Annotated in this window: 18 protein-coding genes and 1 pseudogene; 12 read left to right on the forward strand and 7 right to left on the reverse strand. The window is 33.2% G+C overall.

The features are described 5' to 3' along the window. Nucleotides 1–7 precede the first annotated feature (7 nt). The gene (locus FLACOL7796_RS21135; RefSeq protein ID WP_173972775.1) at nucleotides 8–946 is read left to right on the forward strand and encodes an XAC2610-related protein; all 939 of its coding nucleotides are present in this window, start codon (nucleotides 8–10) and stop codon (nucleotides 944–946) included. A gap of 42 nt (nucleotides 947–988) precedes the next feature. On the opposite strand, the gene FLACOL7796_RS21140 is transcribed toward FLACOL7796_RS21135, so the two are convergent. From FLACOL7796_RS21140 to FLACOL7796_RS21150, 3 genes are all read right to left on the reverse strand, one after another. After that, complete coding sequence (locus FLACOL7796_RS21140; protein WP_173972776.1) at nucleotides 989–1681, reverse strand: aspartate/glutamate racemase family protein; 693 nt, start codon at nucleotides 1679–1681, stop codon at nucleotides 989–991. A 10-nt stretch (nucleotides 1682–1691) separates the two neighbouring features. Beyond that, nucleotides 1692–1928 (reverse strand): hypothetical protein, encoded by a 237-nt coding sequence (locus FLACOL7796_RS21145; RefSeq protein ID WP_173972777.1) that lies wholly within the window; start codon nucleotides 1926–1928, stop codon nucleotides 1692–1694. 157 nt (nucleotides 1929–2085) lie between these two features. Beyond that, a complete protein-coding gene (locus FLACOL7796_RS21150; protein ID WP_173972778.1) occupies nucleotides 2086–3249 on the reverse strand; it encodes a THUMP domain-containing class I SAM-dependent RNA methyltransferase in 1164 nt (387 codons plus the stop codon). Between the two features lie 132 nt (nucleotides 3250–3381). Here FLACOL7796_RS21150 and FLACOL7796_RS21155 point away from each other — a divergent pair, with 132 nt between their 5' ends. Then, entirely contained in the window at nucleotides 3382–4146 is a 765-nt protein-coding gene (locus FLACOL7796_RS21155; protein WP_173972779.1) for a class I SAM-dependent methyltransferase, read from the forward strand. 92 nt (nucleotides 4147–4238) lie between these two features. Next, a complete protein-coding gene (locus FLACOL7796_RS21160) occupies nucleotides 4239–4907 on the forward strand; it encodes a ZIP family metal transporter (RefSeq protein WP_173972780.1) in 669 nt (222 codons plus the stop codon). 225 nt (nucleotides 4908–5132) lie between these two features. Here the strand turns inward: FLACOL7796_RS21160 and FLACOL7796_RS21165 are convergent, their stop codons facing one another. Continuing rightward, nucleotides 5133–7514: an outer membrane beta-barrel family protein gene (locus tag FLACOL7796_RS21165; protein ID WP_173972781.1), complete on the reverse strand. Its 2382-nt coding sequence runs from the start codon at nucleotides 7512–7514 to the stop codon at nucleotides 5133–5135. A 155-nt stretch (nucleotides 7515–7669) separates the two neighbouring features. Beyond that, on the reverse strand, nucleotides 7670–8791 hold the full coding sequence (locus FLACOL7796_RS21170) for a helix-turn-helix domain-containing protein (protein WP_232067427.1): 1122 nt from the start codon (nucleotides 8789–8791) through the stop codon (nucleotides 7670–7672). A 210-nt stretch (nucleotides 8792–9001) separates the two neighbouring features. On the opposite strand from FLACOL7796_RS21170, the gene murQ reads away from it, so the two are divergent. The 9 genes and pseudogenes from murQ to FLACOL7796_RS21215 all read left to right on the forward strand — a co-directional run. Then, on the forward strand, nucleotides 9002–9826 hold the full coding sequence (gene murQ, locus FLACOL7796_RS21175; RefSeq protein ID WP_173972783.1) for an N-acetylmuramic acid 6-phosphate etherase: 825 nt from the start codon (nucleotides 9002–9004) through the stop codon (nucleotides 9824–9826). A 355-nt stretch (nucleotides 9827–10181) separates the two neighbouring features. Next, nucleotides 10182–10403 carry a DUF6095 family protein gene (locus FLACOL7796_RS21180; RefSeq protein ID WP_173972784.1) on the forward strand — a complete coding sequence of 74 codons (222 nt, stop codon included), beginning with the start codon at nucleotides 10182–10184 and terminating at the stop codon, nucleotides 10401–10403. A gap of 103 nt (nucleotides 10404–10506) precedes the next feature. Further along, entirely contained in the window at nucleotides 10507–11079 is a 573-nt protein-coding gene (locus FLACOL7796_RS21185) for a pentapeptide repeat-containing protein (protein WP_173972785.1), read from the forward strand. 114 nt (nucleotides 11080–11193) lie between these two features. Continuing rightward, nucleotides 11194–11769 (forward strand): DUF1572 family protein, encoded by a 576-nt coding sequence (locus tag FLACOL7796_RS21190; RefSeq protein ID WP_173972786.1) that lies wholly within the window; start codon nucleotides 11194–11196, stop codon nucleotides 11767–11769. Between the two features lie 292 nt (nucleotides 11770–12061). Beyond that, complete coding sequence (locus FLACOL7796_RS21195) at nucleotides 12062–12433, forward strand: DNA topoisomerase IV (protein WP_173972787.1); 372 nt, start codon at nucleotides 12062–12064, stop codon at nucleotides 12431–12433. 24 nt (nucleotides 12434–12457) lie between these two features. Further along, nucleotides 12458–13231 carry a TerC family protein gene (locus FLACOL7796_RS21200; RefSeq protein ID WP_173972788.1) on the forward strand — a complete coding sequence of 258 codons (774 nt, stop codon included), beginning with the start codon at nucleotides 12458–12460 and terminating at the stop codon, nucleotides 13229–13231. Nucleotides 13232–13436: 205 nt separating this feature from the next. Continuing rightward, nucleotides 13437–15353 (forward strand): DUF294 nucleotidyltransferase-like domain-containing protein, encoded by a 1917-nt coding sequence (locus FLACOL7796_RS21205; protein ID WP_173972789.1) that lies wholly within the window; start codon nucleotides 13437–13439, stop codon nucleotides 15351–15353. Nucleotides 15354–15355: 2 nt separating this feature from the next. Further along, nucleotides 15356–15982 (forward strand): 3'-5' exonuclease, encoded by a 627-nt coding sequence (locus FLACOL7796_RS21210; RefSeq protein ID WP_173972790.1) that lies wholly within the window; start codon nucleotides 15356–15358, stop codon nucleotides 15980–15982. Nucleotides 15983–16108: 126 nt separating this feature from the next. After that, nucleotides 16109–16771: pseudogene (locus FLACOL7796_RS21215) on the forward strand (AAA family ATPase); the annotation flags it as partial. Nucleotides 16772–16834: 63 nt separating this feature from the next. Here the strand turns inward: FLACOL7796_RS21215 and FLACOL7796_RS21220 are convergent. Beyond that, a complete protein-coding gene (locus FLACOL7796_RS21220) occupies nucleotides 16835–19558 on the reverse strand; it encodes a DNA gyrase/topoisomerase IV subunit A (protein WP_173972791.1) in 2724 nt (907 codons plus the stop codon). An 81-nt stretch (nucleotides 19559–19639) separates the two neighbouring features. After that, on the reverse strand, nucleotides 19640–20276 hold a 637-nt coding region (locus tag FLACOL7796_RS21225), incomplete at its 5' end, for a hypothetical protein (protein WP_173972792.1).

Raw genomic sequence — 20276 nt, forward strand, 5'->3', positions numbered from 1 at the left:
AGCTAAGATGAACAAAATTCTTATTCTTTTTATCTTTAGCCAAATTGCTTTTGCTCAAAAAACAATTGTCAAAACTTCGTTGCATTTCTCAGGAAAAATAAACAAGTATCCTATAGAAATGACAATCGAATTCATTCAGGGACAAGATTCTGTTTCCGGAAGTTATTACTACTTAAAAAATAGTAAAGACATGCCTATTTTTACAAAAGGTACTTATAAAGCAGGCCAAATAAAACTGGAAGAAACAACCTATACAGCAGCCAAAAAAGGAAATGTACCTGCCAAAACAGGCTCTTTTGTACTACAATTAGACAATGAGCACAAATTAAGCGGTATATGGCAAAATGTAAAAAAGGATAAAAAATTTGATGCTACGCTTACTTGTCTGGAAGATTTATCTGTTTTTAATCCAAAAAACTATACTTACAAACTAAACCCGCATAAAGGTAAAGCTGAAAATATGAACGGCGAATTAGCCGATAATTTCCTGATTAGCAAACTGGATATTTTTAATGCTAAAAAAGAAAAAGTGCAAACGCTTTCTGGTTTCAACAAAGCCATTTACGAAAAAGACGCAGCAGTAGAATTAGAAGATTTAAATTTTGACGGGCTCCTGGATATCAAAATTCCTATTTATTTCCCTGACCGAATTAAATATGATGGTGGCTTTCTTTACTTTGTATACGATAAAACGAAGAAACAGTTTATTAGAAATACAAAACTCGAAGAATTAGAATATTTGCATTTTGACCAAAGGAACAAAGAATTCATCAAATATGAAGCCGACGGCAACGGAAACGAAACCGATAGTTATTACAAATGGTCTAACAACAATTTCTACCTGATCAAAAAAGTGGAAAGTTTCGAAGACAGCGATAAAACTACTTATACTGAGTACGAAATAAAAAACAACAAATCAGTAAAAGTCAAACAATATCAGAAATAAAAAAAGCCATGAATTAATCGTTCATGGCTTTTTTATTTATCGTTATGACAACTGAAAATCAACAGCTGCATTTGAATGTATTAATGCAGTATCAAAAATGGGTACCGCGAGATCTTCCGGTTTTATCACCAACGGAATTTCGGTACAACCTAAAATAATTCCTTCAGCTCCTTCTTTAATCAATTGATTGGCAATTTCTAAATAGCGTTTTTTAGTTTCGCTGCTTACAATACCTTTTCCAAGTTCTTCGAAAATAGTGGTATGAATAAAATCTTTATCCTCTTCACTTTTTGGAATTATTACTTCGATTCCTTTATTCAAAAGCTTGTCCTTAAAAAAGTCAAGTTCCATTGTGAATTTAGTTCCCAACAAACCTACTTTTTTCAGTTCCTGTTTCTCGATTTCAATCGCTGTTGCAGTTGCGATATGAATAATAGGCAAATCTATTGCCGCTTCAAGTCTGTCAGCAATAAAATGCATTGTATTTGCACACAACACAATTGCTTCTGCCCCGCCCTGTTTAAGAAACTGGCATCCCTTTAAAAGCAAATTGAAAGTCGAATCCCAATCATTATTTTCATTGTTCTTTTTTATATCAGCATAATTAAAAGAATAAATAAGGCATTCAGAGAAGTTAAGCCCTCCCAATTTGTCATTGATTCCCTGATTTATAAGTTTGTAATAATCACCGGTCGAAACCCAGCTAATACCTCCTATAAGTCCAATTATCTTCATATAAAATCGATTATCCTATTTCTCTGATTCCTTTTATAAAAATCCATTTCATGAAAAGTTTTTCACCATCCTTAGTTTTTACCGCCTGAAATTTAGGCGAAATCAAAGTAGCTACGATAAAAGCAGTCATCGGAATCCAAAGTCCTGTTAATCCTGTATACATCGCAACCACGAATCGTCCTGCAATAAATAAAATCGCAAAACATCCTAACTGGTATAAAAAAGCTCTTACTTGTAATTTTGACATTTTTCTTAGAGTTGCTAAGGTTCTGAGATGCTAAGTTGCTAAGTTTTATTTCAGCAATTTTATTTCCTAACCTTAAATTATTTTTACTTAAATCACTAAAATTCTAAAATAGCCAAGTCAAAACCTTAGTACCTTAGTATCTTAGAAACTCAGAACCTTATTCAGAGACCTGAAATTTCGTTCTCTTACTACCTTCGTACATTTCGTATTTTACCAAACGTGCTTCAAGGCTTCCGTTAAAGAGTTTAATTTTACGGGAAGGTTTTAGTCCTACAAACTTCAACGCTTCAAGATTTGCTGTAATAAACCAGGCATTTGTTCCCGGATAACTTTTCTTTAAAGTATCTCCAATGTTTTTGTAGAATTCTTCCATATGAATATCCAAACGCTCATCATAAGGGGGATTAAAAACCATATGCAGTTTTCCTTCAACCTCTTTTTCAGTATCAAAGAAGTTTTCTTCCTTTATAGTAACATAATCTTCAAGATTGGCGTTTCTGATATTGTCCTTGGCTTTGTTTACCGCACTTGGCGCCTTATCAAAACCTTTTATAGTATAATGAAATTCCTTTGTTTTTTTCATTAAACTGTTTATAATCTGCTCAAACAAATCATTATCCCAGTCTTTCCATTTTTCAAAAGCAAATTCTTTACGGTTAATGTTTGCCGGAATATTACAAGCAATCATCGCCGCTTCTGCCAGAAAAGTTCCTGAACCACACATTGGGTCAAGAAAATGGCTTTGCCCTTCCCAACCAGACAACAACAATATTCCTGCTGCCAAAACCTCGTTGATAGGCGCAATATTCGTAGCCGTTCTGTAACCACGCTGATGCAATGAGTTTCCTGATGTGTCTAAAGCAACAGAAACCTGATCTTTATCGATATGAACATTGATTCTTAAATCAGGAAAAGCTTTATCAATACTTGGGCGCTGACCCGTTCTTTCTCTAAACTGATCTACAATGGCATCTTTACATTTTTGAGAAACAAACTCAGAATGATTAAAATAAGTCGAGTGTACGGTTGCATCAATTACAAAAGTCTGATTGGCATTTAACAACTTAGACCAGTTTACGCCAGAAATTCCTTTGTATAATGCCTGCTCATTATTAGCTCTAAACGAATAAATAGGTTTCAACACCTTAAGCGCAGTACGCAAAGATAAATTGGCTTTGTACATAAAACCTTTATCACCTTTAAAACTTACCATTCGTACGCCTTTTTCGACATCCTGAGCACCAAGCGCACGCAATTCATTCTCTAATATTTCTTCAAAACCAAAAAAACATTTGGCTATCATTCTAAAATTTTCTTCCATCTTTATTTTTGAATTAAAAAAAACTCCGATCGCAAACACACATCTGATTATTCAGGTATCGTCACGAAATAGTTATTTTTCGGCAAAAATACACTAAATTTGCGGGACTTTGAATTAATTGAAATAGAATAAATGTCTGACGCACCAAACTCATCAACACCAAATCAGGAACGTAACACCGAAAATTGGTTTACGTCATGGTTTGATACTCCATATTATCACATTCTTTATAAAGATAGAAACTACCGCGAGGCACAAATTTTTATGGATAATCTTACGCATTATCTCAATTTGCCTGAAAAAGCAAAAGTTCTTGATTTAGCCTGCGGAAAAGGACGCCATTCAATCTATTTAAATCAATTAGGTTTTAACGTTTTAGGCGCCGATCTGTCTGAAAACAGCATTGCCGAAGCCAGTAAAAACAGCAACGAAACCCTGCATTTTAAAGTGCACGATATGCGCGAACCTTTTGAAGAAAAGTTCGATGCTATTTTTAATCTTTTTACAAGTTTTGGTTATTTCGAAAGCGATGATGATAACCTAACCACCCTTAAAGCCATCAAAGAAAGTTTGTCTGAGTATGGTTTTGCCGTTATCGACTTCATGAACGTTGCCAATGTAATCGAAACCCTGGTTCCCGAAGAAGTAAAAACAGTCGATGACATCGATTTTAAAATAAAAAGATACGTTGAAGACGGACATATTTTTAAAGAAATAGATTTTGAAGATCAGGGACGTCAATATCATTTTACCGAAAAAGTAAAAGCATTAACTTTGAAAGACTTTCAGGATTTAATGGACGAAGCCGGGATTTATCTCTTAGATATTTTTGGAGATTATAAACTCAAAAAATTCCATAAAACCGAAAGCGAACGATTAATCATGATTTTTAAATAGGTTTAATTGTTTAACTGTTAATTTGTTTAATCGTTAAAGAAACAATTATCCGATTAACCGATTAAACAAATCAACGATTACACCAAAACGAAATGAATTATCTATTACCCTTATTTTCTGTACTTTTAGGTTATATAGTGGCTTTGTTTTTAAAACCAAAAAGCAAAACCAATCTAAAACTATTGCTTGCTTTTAGCGGTTCATTTTTGTTATCCCTAACCGTAATGCACTTGTTGCCGGACGTTTACGAAACACACAATCACAATATAGGCATTTTTATCATGGTCGGAATTTTGTTCCAGATCATATTAGAGTTTTTCTCAAAAGGAGCAGAACACGGGCACGTTCACGGACATGCACAAATGAGTCAGATTCCGTGGTTACTTTTCATAAGTTTGTGTATTCACGCCTTTTTAGAAGGTTTTCCCGTAAGCCATCATCATGATTTAGCACTTGGTATAGCCATTCATCACCTGCCAATTGCCGTAATCCTGACCACATTTTTCATCAATGCAAACCTTAATAAAAAAGCCATTTTTGCCTTCATGCTTACCTTTGCCATCATGACTCCACTTGGCACAATTGCATCAGATTTTGTCCCTTTTTTAAACGATTATTATACCGAAATTACCGCCGTTGTAATCGGGATTTTATTTCATATTTCTTCGACCATTATTTTCGAAAGCAGCGAAGGACACAAATTCAATGTTGCCAAAGTTTCTATGATCGTTCTCGGAATTTTATTAGCATTCTTTCTATAATCTGGGCGTGACCACATTTACAAAAGGCGCCATTTAACCAACCGCTTATACGCGCCTTTCGCAAATCCGGTCGGGCTATCCACACTACTTCGGTAGTTAGCTCCTATCCCTCACGCAAAAAACAAGAACTTATAGTAAAAAAAATACCTAACAGGTTTCAAAAACCTGTTAGGATACTTCTTTGTGTTTTCAATTATCTAATTTTCTAATTGACAAATTATCTAATTACCTCGCCCTGTTTTTCTCCTCTTCATTTCCAAAACCACGCTGATTTACATCAATTTTTTTGTTTCCAAAATTATAAACCAGAGACAAACGAACAAATCTATTGCTTTCATTCTGACTATAAACTTGTCTCACTCCATTTACAATAGAAGCATCATCCTTCAAATAAGAAGTATTAAAAATATCATTTACCAAAACCGAAATCTGCATTGCTTTGTTTAAGAAATCCTGTTTAAAGCCAATATTCAAACTCGAAGTATATCCCGTATCATACAAACCACTTTTATAAGGCGACGTATAATTAAAATCCAGTTGAAGTTTAGTTGCCTTGCCCAACGAAAAAGTATTATTTGTCGAAAAATCAACCTGAAGCCCATTTACCGGCGTTGCATTGATATCTTTTATAAATTTAATATCTGAACTCAAAAAATACAATGAATTTTCACTCTGCCACCAATCTGCAAAATGAGCCGAGTACGTTTCTCCAATTCCGTAATTGATGCCTTTAAAATAATTCTCTCTCGATACAATTTGCGTCAGTGTTTCAGGATTTGCAGTAAAAATTACGCCATAACCATCACTGATTGAATTTAAAAAAACACTCGTTTTCAATATCTTTTTATACGTATGCGCAAACTCAAAATTGTCGCTAAAAGAAGGTTTTAAAAAAGGATTCCCTTCTGAATAACTATTACTGCTGATGTAAATCCTAAACGGATTCAACAAACTAAAACTTGGTCTTCGAATTCTTCTTCCATAATTGAAACTAAAACTATTGTTTTCATTTTTTTGATAAGAACTATAAAACGTTGGGAACAACTTCAAGTAATTGTTTACCGTTTCCTGATTCAATGTTTTAGAAAAACCATTTGTCTGTGTATTCTCTAATCGCAATCCCAATTGAAAATTCCATTTTTCATTGATTTTCTTATTCCCACTTATATAAATCGCCTGATTATTCTCTGTATATTTAAATTGGTTAGTTTGGTTCACGTCTAAAACCGGAGTTCCCGTAATCGTATTAAAAAAAACAACATCACTGTTACTCGTCGTAAAACTTACTTTCGCACCATAAGATAAGTTGAGCGCTTTAAGCGGATGTTCCATATCAGCCTTAAAACTCAAATTATCAATTTCCTGATTAGAAATATTTCGACCCGACTGATTCACATCTACAAAAGTTCCGTCTGATGAATAATTATTTGCAATAAAATCTCTGTCGAATTTTGAATCATAATTAAAGTAATCCACATCAAATGATAATTTTCTATTTAGAGAATCCAGTTTTGTTATCAAATGCAAATTATAAGTCTGATTACCCGATTTTCTGTCTAAAAAACTCTCGTTAAGGATATAGCTTTCTAACTCATTTTGAGCATTATATTTATCTATCCTGATATCCGAATCAAAATCAGGATTGCTTTTATCTTTTAAAAATTGAAAACCAATCGTAGTTTTTTCAGAAAAATCATAATCTAAACCTAGTTTTCCAGATACGTTTTCCTCATTCAACTTTGTTATTGCAGCCATTTTTGAAGGCCCTTCAGCAAAATACATATCAAGATTTTCTTCAATATTTTTATAACCTGTTTTTCCATTAACGCTCGCCGAAAACCTAAATTTATTTTTATTATAAAAGAAATTATTCCTTAAAGTATAAATGCCATATTTATTCTGGTCGTATGACGCTATCGTTGTATTTTTCCAGGAATTACGAGCTCCCTTTTTCATAATAATGTTAATCATTCCGCCATCTCCTTCGGCTTCAAATTTCGACGAAGGATTACTGATAATTTCGATGTTTTTAATATCACTCGCCGAAATAGATTTCAAAAAAACATTCAATTCTTCACCGGTTAATTCAATCATTCTTCCATCAATCATAACCCGAGAAGTTCCTTTTCCTAGTATAGTAATCGCATTATTTTTTACCACAACGCCCGGAGCTGTATTTATAGCACTCAAAGCATCGCCGCCTGCCGTGTTTACATTATTTTCAGGATTATACACCACACGATCTATTTTCTGTTCAATCGTATTCTTTCTTGATTGAATTACCACTTCCCCCAAATTTGTGGCACTTTCTATTAAAATAATTGTACCTAAATCGGTGTCTTTTTCAACAGTAATTTCTTTTTTGTAATCTGTAAATCCTAAAAGACTTACTTCTATTTTATAAGTACCTTTTTTAATATCGATATCAAAAGTACCGTCTTTTGTACTTGTTGTTCCGCCTATTATTTTTCCTTCTGCATTTAATATCGAAACATCTGCCCATTCTAATAAAGTCGTTTTGCCGTATATTTTTCCTTTCAATTTTACTGATTGCGCTAAACAAAATAAAGGCATTAATAAAAAGATAAGGAGGTTTGCTTTTTTCATGATTTCTAATTTTTAAACTTGTTCGGTTAATTTGAAGCAAAGTTGCCTTAGAAATTTTCAGAATTCGACCGACAAAAAAAAGTCGAACCAATTTCTGTTCAGGAAATTGGTTCGACTTTATTAGGCACGAAGTACGACTTTTTACAAAACGCTTATTACGAAGCGTTTCTATAGGCTGTAGGCGTTAAATTTGTATATTTTTTAAAAGAAGTATTAAAGGACGATTTCGAATTAAAACCTACTTCATATAAAATTTCTAAAACCGTAAGATCACTTTTTAAAGGATTTTTTAAAATACTCATCGCTTTTTGAATGCGATATTCATTTACAAAATCAAAAAAATGCTGGTCCATATGATGATTAATCAAAACAGATAAATCCCGAACCGGAATTTCAATCTGGTTAGAAAGTTCCTGAATAGTAAGTGACGGATTAAGAAATGGTTCTTTCTCTGCCATATAATGTTTCAATATTGAAATTTGACTAACAACCGCTTCGTTTTGATTGTCTTTTATTTCAACAACATTTTCATTTTCCTTAGGAAGAATATCTCTTGCCAATTGCAATTTCGAATCGATTCCGCGAAAAAGTTCAGGATGATTCAGCGCTTTTAGTACAAACCAGCACGTAACTATTAACACAAGAATTTGCATTACTACATTGGCCCAAATCCATAATACCTCAATATCTATATATCTTAAAACATTCTTTGCTATCGATAAGTAATACAAAATAAAGAGCGCAGTAGATATTTGAAATAGCCATTTAAAAATCGACGTTTTAGGATTCGTATAATTTTCCTGATAGATTTCTTTGTATTTTTTTAAAACCAAAAATACTGCAATGCTGTAGCACAAAATCTGAAAACTTAACATAATCTGAAAACCAAACAATTCAGGAAGTTGATTACGATGATCATAAAAATGTATTTTTTCCTGATCGCTTAAAAAGTGCAACCTGAAAATGAAAACCACATTTGCAGCTAAAAAAGGAATCGTATGAAGTAAATGCTTGGCTTTTAATCGAAAATCAGCAAAACAAACTGATAAAACATAGAGATAGAAAACAGGAATTATCAAAGCACAAACAGTCCATCTGAAAAATTCTAAGTTAAAATGATCTCTAATAAAATCTTCGCTCATGAAAATTCCGAGATTATCAATTGCAAAAAACAGCAAATACACAGCAAATAATCGGTTTGCTAATTTATTTTCTGTTTTTACCGTTAATAAAAAGAGTATCAGTAATAATGAAACAAAAACTGACATCCCACTCATAAAACTTAAGAAGCTTTCTATATCCATTATTTCTTTTCAGATTAGTAAACAAATATAATATTTTAGTTCATGTAACAAAGTTTAAAAAAAACAGTCGTTAAATAATAAAATTATAAGGAAAAAGATTTATAAAGTTTTATTACTTTATGTTCTAAATTTCGAGATTGCAATAAAAAAGATTAATTTTGACACGACCAATTATACTAACAAATGACGTTTACAAAAATTACAGAACAAGCATCAAAATACGAGCATTTAGAAAAAATGTCAGTTCATGAATTGCTTACCAATATCAATGAGGAAGACAAGACTGTTCCTAATGCAGTCGAAAAAGCCATTCCTCAAATTGAAGCTTTAGTTGCACAAATTGTGGCTAAACTAAAGCTTGGCGGACGCCTTTTTTATATTGGAGCCGGAACATCCGGCCGTTTGGGTGTTGTTGATGCCTCAGAATGTCCTCCTACTTTTGGTGTTCCTTTTGATTTAGTAAACGGAATAATTGCCGGTGGTGATACCGCCATTCGCAGAGCTGTAGAAAACGCCGAAGATGATGCCACACAAGCCTGGATCGATCTTAAGGCAAATAATATTGATGCAAACGACGTCGTAATTGGTATTGCTGCTTCAGGAACAACTCCTTATGTAATTGGTGGTTTAGAAACCTGCAATGAAAATAATATTCTTACGGGATGTATTACCAACAATGCAGGAAGTCCTTTGGCATTAACGGCTCAATTTCCAATAGAAGTTGTTGTAGGTCCTGAATTTATTACCGGAAGCTCCAGAATGAAAGCCGGAACAGCACAAAAATTAGTTTTAAACATGATTTCGACCGCTGCTATGATTCAACTTGGAAAAGTGAAAGGCAACAAAATGGTTGATATGCAATTAAGTAATATCAAATTGGTAGACCGTGGCGTGAAAATGATTATGGATGAAATTCCCGTTTCATACGAAGAAGGTTCTCAATTATTAAAAAAATATGGCAGCGTTAGAAATGCTGTCGACAATTATAATTTACAAAAAGAGGTTTAATTTAACCGCAAAGAGCGCAAGGTTTTAAAGAGTAATCTTTGTCAAAGTTCATAAAGTTTGTCAATTCGAAGAATGAGAAATCACACTCGCAAATCGACAATGATTAACGATTTTCTTTGCAAAGTTTCTGGTGTGATCCTTCGTTCAGGATGACAAACTATACGAAAATATTGTTATGAAAACGAATGTCCTAGCCCCGATAGAAGTGGAAATCCTTTTGTGCCGGGGTTCGGCACAAAAGATTGGAACGGATAGCGGGATTAGCTCCTGAAAAAAAGATTTGCTTTTATCATTTAGCAATCGAAATGACAAGATTGCGGTAAACCTGAAACTTTTCAAAACAAAAACAAAAAAAATGGCAACAAATAAAGAATTATTAGGAAAAGGAATTAAATATTTATCAGGTTCGTTACCTCTATTATTTATTGGCCCTTCGTTGATTTATAACGCTTTTATGAATCAGCATACCAATTGGCATTATCTAGTTTTAGGAATTGGTATTGTGGCTTGTTTAAGCGCCATGTTTCTGATTTTTTACGGATTGAAAGTTATTATGAAAGGTATCTTTAATGACTAATAATGGTAAAAAACAACATCAAACCTAACAAGTTTTTAAAACCTGTCAGGTTTCTACATAAATATTTTAAATTTTCTTCTTTTTATCCGAATCAATAATCAACATGGAAGGTATAATTCACATTCAAAAAACGTTCGAGAAAGTCATTTATATTGACAAAAAAATAAACAATCGGGAGTTTGAAGATTGTGTTTTTAAAAACTGTGATTTTTCTAACAGCAATTTTGCTCACAATACTTTTTTAGACTGCGAATTTATCGATTGCAACTTATCGATGACGAGTTTATTTGGTACGAATTTAAAAAATGTGAGTTTCAAAAACTGCAAGCTTTTAGGAATCGCTTTTAATGAATGCGACGATTTTTTATTTCAGGTTTATTTTGAAGAAAGTGTTTTAGATTATGCCATTTTTTCGAATAAAAAAATGCCTAAAACCAAGTTTATAAATTGTTCTGTAAGAGAGGTTACTTTTATAGGAACCAATTTGACAAGTTCGGTTTTTGATAATTGCAATTTAGAAGGTGCTATTTTTAATGATACGCAACTGGCGGCTGTTAATTTTAAAACAGCTTACAACTATAAAATCGATCCGGAATTTAACCCTATGCGAAAAGCTCAATTTTCGAATGACGGAATTGTCGGACTTTTAGATAAATACGATATTAAGATTGTCTAACAATCCGCTTTAGAAAGCCACAAATTCACGAATTTTATTACTCTAAAATCGATTAATTATAATTCGTGAATTCGTAGCAAAAAAGAAATATATTTTAATTATACGATTATAATTATGGAAGCAACAGCATCTTATTTAGAAAGCGTTAAAAAGCAATTTTTGTATTATAAAATGCTTGGCGAAAAAGCAATAGATCAGCTAGAACCTCATCAGCTTTTTGTTTCGATAAACGAAGACACGAACAGTATTGCGACCATAATTAAACATATTTCCGGTAATATGCTTTCGCGATGGACCGATTTCCTGACTTCTGATGGTGAAAAAGAATGGCGTAACCGTGATGCCGAATTCGAAAATGATTTACAATCTAAAGACGAAGTGTTTGTTGTCTGGAATAAAGGCTGGGATTGTTTTCTAGATACTCTGAACAGTTTGAAACCGGAACAATTGTCTGATATCATTTATATTAGAAATGAAGGTCACACGGTTATTGAAGCCATTAATCGTCAATTGGCACATTATCCTTATCACGTTGGGCAGATCGTTTTTTATGCCAAACAACTTAAAAATGGCGAATGGAATAGTTTATCGATTCCGAAAAATAAATCCGGAAATTATAATGCCGAAAAGTTTGCCAAGGAAAAAGAAATCAAGAACTTTACCGATGATGAATTAAAGAGATTGAAATGATCGAGTTTCATGCTTATATAGGAGGATTTTGGTATTGGCTTTTAATTAAATTTGGCAAAACAAAATTATCTGATGAACAAGCTGGTAAAAACAGAAGACGAAATTTATTTTTTCTGTTTTTCATAAATATCATTTTTGCATTAATTGTAACACTATTTTTAATTTATCCAATATATTCCTAGCCCTGATTGCAATGGAAATCCTTTTTATTTTTTTCTTTAAAAAATAAAAAGATTGAAATGAAAAGCAGTCCCGATAGCTATCGGGATTTTAAAAAAACAAATTATTTAAAATGAAAAAAATTATATTCTTACTTCCGTTACTTGCCTTAGTTTCTTGTTACGATGCCGAACACAATTGTAAAGATTTTAAAAACGGAAAATTCAAATTTGAGTTTGATGTAAATGGCGTAAAAAAAACAACGATTTTTGAGCGTAAAGATGGTATTGAAATCGAAACTTTTGAAGGTAAAACAGATACATCAACGGTGCGCTGGGTAAGTGATTGCGAATATATCTTACAGAAGAAACATCCTAAAAATATGGCCGAAGAGAAAGCCATTAATATGAAGATCTTAACAACTTCAAAAGATTCTTATACTTTTGAGTTTGGCATGGTAGGTTCTGATCAAAAACAACGCGGAACAGTGGTAAAATTAGACTAGATAATATAATAAACCTTTTTTAGAATGGAAGTATTTTTAAATCCCGATGCCTGGATTGCCTTATTGACACTGACTTTTCTTGAAATTGTTTTAGGAATCGATAACATTATTTTTATCTCGATTGTAACGGGTAAATTGCCTGAAGAAGATCGAAAAAAAGCAACGCGAATTGGTTTATTTTTAGCCATGTTTATGCGAATTGCATTGTTGATGGGAATCTCGTATTTGATTGCTATGAAAGCGACGATTTTTAGTATTCATTGGGGTTGGTTTGAAGGCGATTTTACGGGTCAGGCTTTAATTTTATTTGTGGGAGGTTTATTTTTGATCTATAAAAGCACCAAAGAAATTAGCGAAAAAGTAGATCATAAAGGCGATGAAGAAAAAACAATTGGTACGGCGGCAAAAAAGTCGTTTTCGAATGTTATTGTACAGATTTTATTAATTGATTTAATTTTTTCGGTAGATTCTATTTTAACTGCTGTTGGTATGACAAATGGCGTACATGGTGCGCTGACCATTATGATTACTGCCGTTATTATTTCGGTTTTGGTGATGATGCTGTTTGCTGTTCCGGTTGGAAATTTCGTGAATAAAAATCCATCAATTCAAATATTAGGACTTTCGTTTTTGATATTAATTGGTTTCATGCTAATTACAGAAAGTATGCATTTATCAAATGCTGCGCTTGCCGGCGAACACATTGGTGCAGTTCCTAAAGGGTATTTGTATTTTGCGATTTCGTTTTCACTGGCGGTTGAATTTATCAATATGAAAGTTCGGAAAAAACAATCATAAGTTATTAATTAAAAAGTTCCATTAGTGGAGCTTTTTTTTATATCAGCATTTTTATAACACATTAAATTACGTGCGAGATATCATAAAACATTAAGAATAAACAAAACTTATTGCCTTTGTTACTTTGCGGCAAAACCAAAAAAGTTTAAGCGTGTTTCTTTTACATTTCTATTTTAAGTATTACATTAGAACCTAAATCTTACGCATGAAAAATACTATTTCGCATAGAGTTGCCGACTTTTTAAAGGGCTTTCCTCCTTTTAGCTTTTTGCATCAAAAGGATTTGGAAAAACTATCTGAACAAATTTCTATTGTTTATAAAGATAAAGATGCTGTAATCTTTGCAGAAAACGAGGAAACGCACGATTCGTTTTATGTAGTGCACAAAGGTGCTGTTGCGCTTAAAAAAAGCCAGAAGAATGCGGTTTTAGACATGTGCGACGAAGGTGATATTTTTGGATTACGTCCGCTTTTGGCACAGGAAAACTATATTATGGAAGCTGTGGCGCATGAAGAGACTATATTATACGCTATTCCTATTGCTGTTTTTAAACCTTATGCTCTGGAAAACAGAACTGTTGGTAATTTCCTGATCGAAAGTTATGCATCGAATACCAGAAACCCGTATTCTGATATTCATAAAGATAAATTATATGGTGATGATTTATTGCACGAAAATAACTCCGAAAGGGATTCTTTTGATTTACAACCTATCAAATATTCAAAGAAAATTGTTACCTGTGGCCCATCAACCACTGCGAGAGATATTGCCAAAATAATGACCAAGAAAAAAGTGGGAGCTATATTAATCGTTGACGAAATGTTGCCAATAGGAATCATTACAGATAAAGATTTGCGCAATAAAATCGTAACCGGAGATTATTCTATCCTGACAACTGCAGAAACCATCATGACCAAACCTGTTATTACTTATCCTAAAAAAATGACAGTTACAGAGGCCCAAATGGCAATGATGAAAAGTAATATTAGTTATTTATGTTTAACCAAAGACGGAACGATAAATACTAAAGCTGTTGGTATTTTATCGAAACATGATGTCATGGTGGCTTTAGGAAATAATCCTGCAGTATTAATAAAAGCTCTTAAAAGGACTAAAAAGGCAAAAGAAATTAAGCCAATTCGTGCGAGAATCATGCAATTGCTTCAGGGATATCTGGATCAGAACATTCCGATGACTTTGATTTCTAAGATTATTACCGAGCTTAATGAGGCTTGTACGACTCGCGTTATAGAAATTTCGTTAGAAAAAATGAGCAGTCCGCCTCCTGTAAAATTTGCGTGGCTGGCTTTAGGAAGTCAGGGACGAAGCGAACAAATGCTGCACACGGATCAGGATAATGCGATTGTTTATGAAAATGTTTCTGAGGTTTTTAGAGAAGAAACAAAAGTATATTTCCTAAAATTTGCCGCGCTCGTTAATAAAGGGCTTTTTGAAATTGGCTACGACTACTGCCCTGCCGAAATGATGGCTTCGAACCCAAAATGGTGTATGAGCTTGGAAGAATGGAAAAATCAGGTGCATCACTGGATCACAAATCCGGGGAAAAATGAAGTTTTATTGTCGTTTATCTTTTTTGATTATAGTTTGACTTATGGAGATGCTGCGATTGTAGATGAATTATCAGAATCTATTTTTGAAAATGTAAAAGCAAATCCTATTTTTTACGTTCATTTGGTTAGCGGTGCTTTGCAGAGTCCATCGCCAACAGGTTTTTTCAGACAATTCCTGGTCGAACAAGATGGCGCGAACAAAGATCATTTTGATATAAAAAGAAGGGCTTTAATGCCTCTAACTGATGCTGCACGAGTTTTGATTTTATCCCATTCGGTGAAGTCGATTAGTAATACGGCAGAACGTTTTGAAAAATTGGCGGAGTTAGAACCTAATAATAGAGAACTGTATTTATCGTGTTCGTATTCCTTTAAGGCATTATTAAAATTCAGAACCAAACAAGGACTTTTGCATCATGATTCCGGACAATTTATTGCATTGGAATCGTTATCTAAAATGGAAAAAATAAAGCTGAAAAGAACTTTTAAAACCATTAAAGAACTTCAGGAATTGATTTCGATTCGTTTTAATGTTTCAAATTTGGTATAACTATGAGTTTATTTAATTTTTGGAAAAAGGAAGAAGATCTCTTTGATGAGAATATTTCGATTGAAGAAACCCGATTTGTCGTTTTAGATACCGAAACTACGGGCTTTGATTATGACAATGACCGAATATTATGTATTGGTGCATTGGTTTTACAAAACGGAACAATTGCTATTCAGGATAGTTTTGAGGTTTACATCGAACAGGATCATTATGATAAATCGACAGCTCAGATTCATGGTATTTTAAAAGCTTTCGTGATCCAGCGCCCTACTGAATTAGAAGCGCTGCAACAATTTCTGGCTTTTTTAGGCGATTCGATTATTATTGCGCATCATGCTGTTTTTGATGTTACGATGATTAATAAAGCTTTAGAACGAAATGGATTACCTCATTTAACTAATCAACGCTTAGACACTGCTATTTTATACAAAAAAACGCTGATCAAGTCTCATTTATTCGAACGAAAGGATCATTATACTTTAGACGATCTGGCAGATAAATTTGATATTTCTAAAAAAGACCGCCACACTGCGTTAGGTGATGCGTATATTACGGCAATTGCTTTTTTAAAAATTGTGAAAAAACTAAAAGAGAAAAAACATATTAATTTGAATAGTTTGTTTAAATAGAAAGCCTGACTTATGAGAGTCAGGCTTGCAAAAGTTAATCTTCTATAAAAAGTCGGTACGGGAATACGTTTGATGATCTGTTTTTAAGCTGTTTCATAAAGCTATCGCACAAATACTCCCACTCCTGGAGCCCCTCCAGGATATGTCGGTTATGAAGAAGGAGGGCTATTAGTGAATAAAATTAGACAAAAGCCTTATTCCATTGTTTTATTTGATGAAATTGAAAAAGCGCATACTTCTGTCTATGATGTTTTTCTTCAAATTATGGACGAAGGAAAACTACACGATCGATTAGGAAAAGAAGGTGATTTCTCGAATGCTATTATCTTGTTTACATCGAATATTGGCGCTGATCATATTGTTGAGACATTCAATAGTGGTAAAATTCCAACTTCAACTTCTTTAATGGAGATTATGGGAAATTATTTCAGACCTGAATTTTTAGGGCGATTAACTGAAATTGTGCCTTTTGCTCCTATTAGTAAAGAAAACGCCTTAAAAATATTCGAGATCCATCTTAAAAAAGAGTTTATGGATTTACTGAAGAACATTAATATTAAAGTTGAAATTCCAATGGAAGCCAAACTTTATCTTGCTGAAAATGGTTATAATGCCAAATACGGAGCAAGACCTATAAAAAGTATCATAAGAAGCCATTTAAGAAGACCTTTGGCTAAGAAAATAATCTCGGGAGAAGTAAAAGACGGCGATACAATGACCGTTGTTATTGAAAATGAAGAAGTAAAATGGATCAAGGAAGAAATCATTGCAAATGTTCCGGAGAACTAAACTGACACAATGTATTACATAAAAAAACGCTAAGATCATCTCTTAGCGTTTTCTGTTTTTATATTAGTCTAAAACCAATCCTATTTGGCCGTCGTCATCTAATTCTGTTTCAACGGAATCGTCATCATCTAATTCTGGTCTTTCAGGAACTTCTTCAACGGGTTCTTCATAAGGTAAAGGATCGAGCAAATTAACTTGTTTCAATTTATCAGTTGTAAGTTGATTTCCTAAAGCTTTAAAGCCTTTTACAGCAATAAAATCTTCTACGTCAATATGTAAATCTTCTTTTTGAACGCCTTTTACTTTTGCAAAAATAAGTTGCGCTACCGGACGATAATCTGTAGAAACAATTTCTAATTGCGAATTTGGATGATCTGTTATAAAACTTTCTTCTTTTCCTTCATTTTCAACAAGGAATCGTTTTAAATAATAACGTTCTTTTTCTCCATCATAATAAATCGCCGAAATTGGTTTTTTAGGATTAAATTTCTCCAAAACAATCATATCCTCCTCAAAATGAGTTGACAATTCCGGAATAATGACTTTTAATTTACCTGCCTGACTAATTACTAAAATTTTATCACTTGGTTTAAATTCACCTAACAATTCACCTCTGGCATCAACATTCAAACGTTTAACCGTATCATCAAACCAAACTTTTCTTGGTAATAAAGTCGAAATTCCTTTTTCTTTTAGTTCGATTTTTTTAATTGGATATTTCGTTACCAAATTTCCTTTTGAAGCTCTACCTTTAATGGCTAGCTTAGCGAAATCAATATCGAATTTCAGTTTTTTGATTGTTCCTACCTGACGCAATAAAATGGTAACAACCTCAGCTTCCCCATTTGGATTATGCGAAAAATAAACCACCTGAGAACCATTTGTTCCATTGGTTAAATCGTACGCTTTATCTCTGGTAACACCAGAAACATTGAAACGTTTTATATACGAAGGACCTGATTTACCATCACGGTACATCATATTATAAATCGTACGTTTATCACTCTTGTCAAAAACAGCAACATGAATAATATCTTTTCCGATAAAAGTTTTGGCATCAACTTTTGTTACCATCAGTGTTCCGTCTCTTAAAAACACAATAACATCATCAATATCAGAACAATCACCTACGTATTCGTCTTTTTTAAGGCTAGTTCCTACGAAACCTTCTTCGCGGTTTACGTATAATTTTGTATTACGTAAAACTACTTTTGTAGCCTCAACATTATCAAAAACACGAAGCTCTGTCTGACGTTCACGCCCTTTTCCGTACTTCTCTTTTAATTTGGTAAAGTAAGCAATAGCAAAATCAGTTAGATTGGCCAAATTATGCTCTACTTCTTTCATCTCGTCCTCTAACTTCGAGATAAAATCATCCGCTTTATCAGAGTCAAAACGAGTAATACGAATCATCGGGATTTGAGTCAAACGCTGCAAATCATCATCGTTGATTTCTCTAACAAACGATTTTTTGAACGGCTCAAATCTATCGTATAAATATTTGTAAAGTGATTCTCTATCTGAATACAGTTTGAAATCAATGTACATTTCTTCACGAATGAAGATTTTTTCTAAAGTAGAAAAATGCCATTTATTTTTTAATTCTTCTAATTGAATTTCTAATTCCTGACGCAGTAAATCAACTGTTCTGTGTGTTGAAATTTTCAACATTTCAGAAACTCCAATAAACAACGGTTTGTTATCCTCAATTACACAACCTAAAGGCGCTACAGAAGTTTCGCAAGCGGTAAATGCGAACAAAGCATCGATCGTTTTATCTGGAGAAACACCCGGAAAAAGATGAATTAAAATCTCAACATCGGCCGCTGTATTGTCTTCGATTTTCTTGATTTTGATTTTACCTTTATCATTGGCTTTCAAAATACTGTCAATCAAAGTTGTGGTATTGGTCGAAAACGGAATTTGCGTAATCACCAAGGTATTCTTGTCTAATTGTGCAATTTTAGCACGTACACGTACACGCCCACCACGAAGTCCGTCATTATAATTTGACACATCGGCAATACCTTGTGTCATAAAATCAGGATATAAAGTAAATGCTTTTCCTTTTAAAATCTTGATCGAAGCATCAATTAACTCATTGAAGTTATGAGGCAAAACTTTAGTCGAAAGACCAACCGCAATTCCTTCTGCTCCTTGTGCCAAAAGCAACGGAAACTTTACCGGAAGATTGTTTGGTTCTGCACGACGACCATCGTACGAAACTCCCCAATCGGTAATTTTTGGAGAATACAAAACCTCTAAAGCAAATTTAGATAAACGTGCCTCAATGTAACGAGAAGCTGCTGCTCCATCGCCTGTTAAGATATTTCCCCAGTTTCCCTGGCAATCAATTAATAAATCTTTCTGACCAATTTGTACCATCGCATCACCAATACTCGCATCTCCGTGTGGGTGATACTGCATGGTGTGACCTACAACATTGGCAACTTTATTATAACGACCATCATCCAACTCTTTCAAAGAGTGCATAATACGACGCTGAACCGGCTTAAAACCATCTTCAATCGCCGGAACTGCACGTTCCAGAATTACGTACGAAGCATAATCCAGAAACCAGTCTTTGTACATGCCCGTTACTTTAGTAATAACGTCCTCTCCTTCTTCTTCCTGGTTTTCGTAAAAATGCTGTCCTTCAAAATTCTTAGCATTTACACTAATAATTTCTTCAGAATCATCTCCGTCCTGATTGTCATCAAGCTGATTCTCTTCAGAATTATTCTCTTCGTCGTTTGGAATGATGTTATCGTCTTCTTCGTCTTTCATTTATTTATATTCGAAATTATAAATTTGTATTTTTTATTCTGAAAAATTTGATTGTCTAATTAAATCAAAATTAGTTTATTATTAATTCGAATTATACTTATCCAGAATAGTGTTTTTTAAAATATATGGTTTTAATTCTTCATAGCTAAGAAAAATATGTGGTTCTCCTCCTGCAAAACCAACTAATTCATAAGGAGCATAAGAAAATGTAATTCCTGTTGGCAAAATATAATAAGTATTAGCAAATGGTATTGTAGATGGCACTGCATCACCATAATCTGATCTTATTCTATTTTCATAAAACTCAATAAAATTTTCATCTTTAATGTTTAGAATTTGAGCTATTGCTATTTTTCTTCCAGTACTTACTTCATAATTATCATATGATGTATGGTATAAACCGTGTGCTCCACCCATATAGTTGTACCAGTAACCCGAAACCACATAAATATTTGAATCAATAAAAATAGGCGAACTAGTATATAAGCTTTCTGACATGTAATTATCATCATCACTTACTGACTTTTTAATGCTAAAATTATGTTTCCACTTTTTATGATCTTTTATACTAAGCGAATCTGCATACAAATACTTTAAATTAGAACTTAAAGCTTCAAAACTCTTATCATTTGATAAAATTTCTCCAAAGAAAATATAATCTCTTGATGGCGTATAATCTCTTGCATTACCTTTTTTATAAGCTTCTCTAGTATCAAAT

Origin of the sequence: Flavobacterium bizetiae, from assembly GCF_902804475.1 — a bacterium.
Lineage (GTDB): Bacteria > Bacteroidota > Bacteroidia > Flavobacteriales > Flavobacteriaceae > Flavobacterium > Flavobacterium bizetiae.

Excerpts from the sequence above, each read along its gene's own strand:
- FLACOL7796_RS21135 (WP_173972775.1), top strand. The coding sequence starts at position 8 with ATGAACAAAATTCTTATTCTTTTTATCTTTAGCCAAATTGCTTTTGCT.
- FLACOL7796_RS21140 (WP_173972776.1), bottom strand. The coding sequence starts at position 1,681 with ATGAAGATAATTGGACTTATAGGAGGTATTAGCTGGGTTTCGACCGGT.
- FLACOL7796_RS21145 (WP_173972777.1), bottom strand. The coding sequence starts at position 1,928 with ATGTCAAAATTACAAGTAAGAGCTTTTTTATACCAGTTAGGATGTTTT.
- FLACOL7796_RS21150 (WP_173972778.1), bottom strand. The coding sequence starts at position 3,249 with ATGGAAGAAAATTTTAGAATGATAGCCAAATGTTTTTTTGGTTTTGAA.
- FLACOL7796_RS21155 (WP_173972779.1), top strand. The coding sequence starts at position 3,382 with ATGTCTGACGCACCAAACTCATCAACACCAAATCAGGAACGTAACACC.
- FLACOL7796_RS21160 (WP_173972780.1), top strand. The coding sequence starts at position 4,239 with ATGAATTATCTATTACCCTTATTTTCTGTACTTTTAGGTTATATAGTG.
- FLACOL7796_RS21165 (WP_173972781.1), bottom strand. The coding sequence starts at position 7,514 with ATGAAAAAAGCAAACCTCCTTATCTTTTTATTAATGCCTTTATTTTGT.
- FLACOL7796_RS21170 (WP_232067427.1), bottom strand. The coding sequence starts at position 8,791 with ATGAGTGGGATGTCAGTTTTTGTTTCATTATTACTGATACTCTTTTTA.
- murQ (WP_173972783.1), top strand. The coding sequence starts at position 9,002 with ATGACGTTTACAAAAATTACAGAACAAGCATCAAAATACGAGCATTTA.
- FLACOL7796_RS21180 (WP_173972784.1), top strand. The coding sequence starts at position 10,182 with ATGGCAACAAATAAAGAATTATTAGGAAAAGGAATTAAATATTTATCA.
- FLACOL7796_RS21185 (WP_173972785.1), top strand. The coding sequence starts at position 10,507 with ATGGAAGGTATAATTCACATTCAAAAAACGTTCGAGAAAGTCATTTAT.
- FLACOL7796_RS21190 (WP_173972786.1), top strand. The coding sequence starts at position 11,194 with ATGGAAGCAACAGCATCTTATTTAGAAAGCGTTAAAAAGCAATTTTTG.
- FLACOL7796_RS21195 (WP_173972787.1), top strand. The coding sequence starts at position 12,062 with ATGAAAAAAATTATATTCTTACTTCCGTTACTTGCCTTAGTTTCTTGT.
- FLACOL7796_RS21200 (WP_173972788.1), top strand. The coding sequence starts at position 12,458 with ATGGAAGTATTTTTAAATCCCGATGCCTGGATTGCCTTATTGACACTG.
- FLACOL7796_RS21205 (WP_173972789.1), top strand. The coding sequence starts at position 13,437 with ATGAAAAATACTATTTCGCATAGAGTTGCCGACTTTTTAAAGGGCTTT.
- FLACOL7796_RS21210 (WP_173972790.1), top strand. The coding sequence starts at position 15,356 with ATGAGTTTATTTAATTTTTGGAAAAAGGAAGAAGATCTCTTTGATGAG.
- FLACOL7796_RS21220 (WP_173972791.1), bottom strand. The coding sequence starts at position 19,558 with ATGAAAGACGAAGAAGACGATAACATCATTCCAAACGACGAAGAGAAT.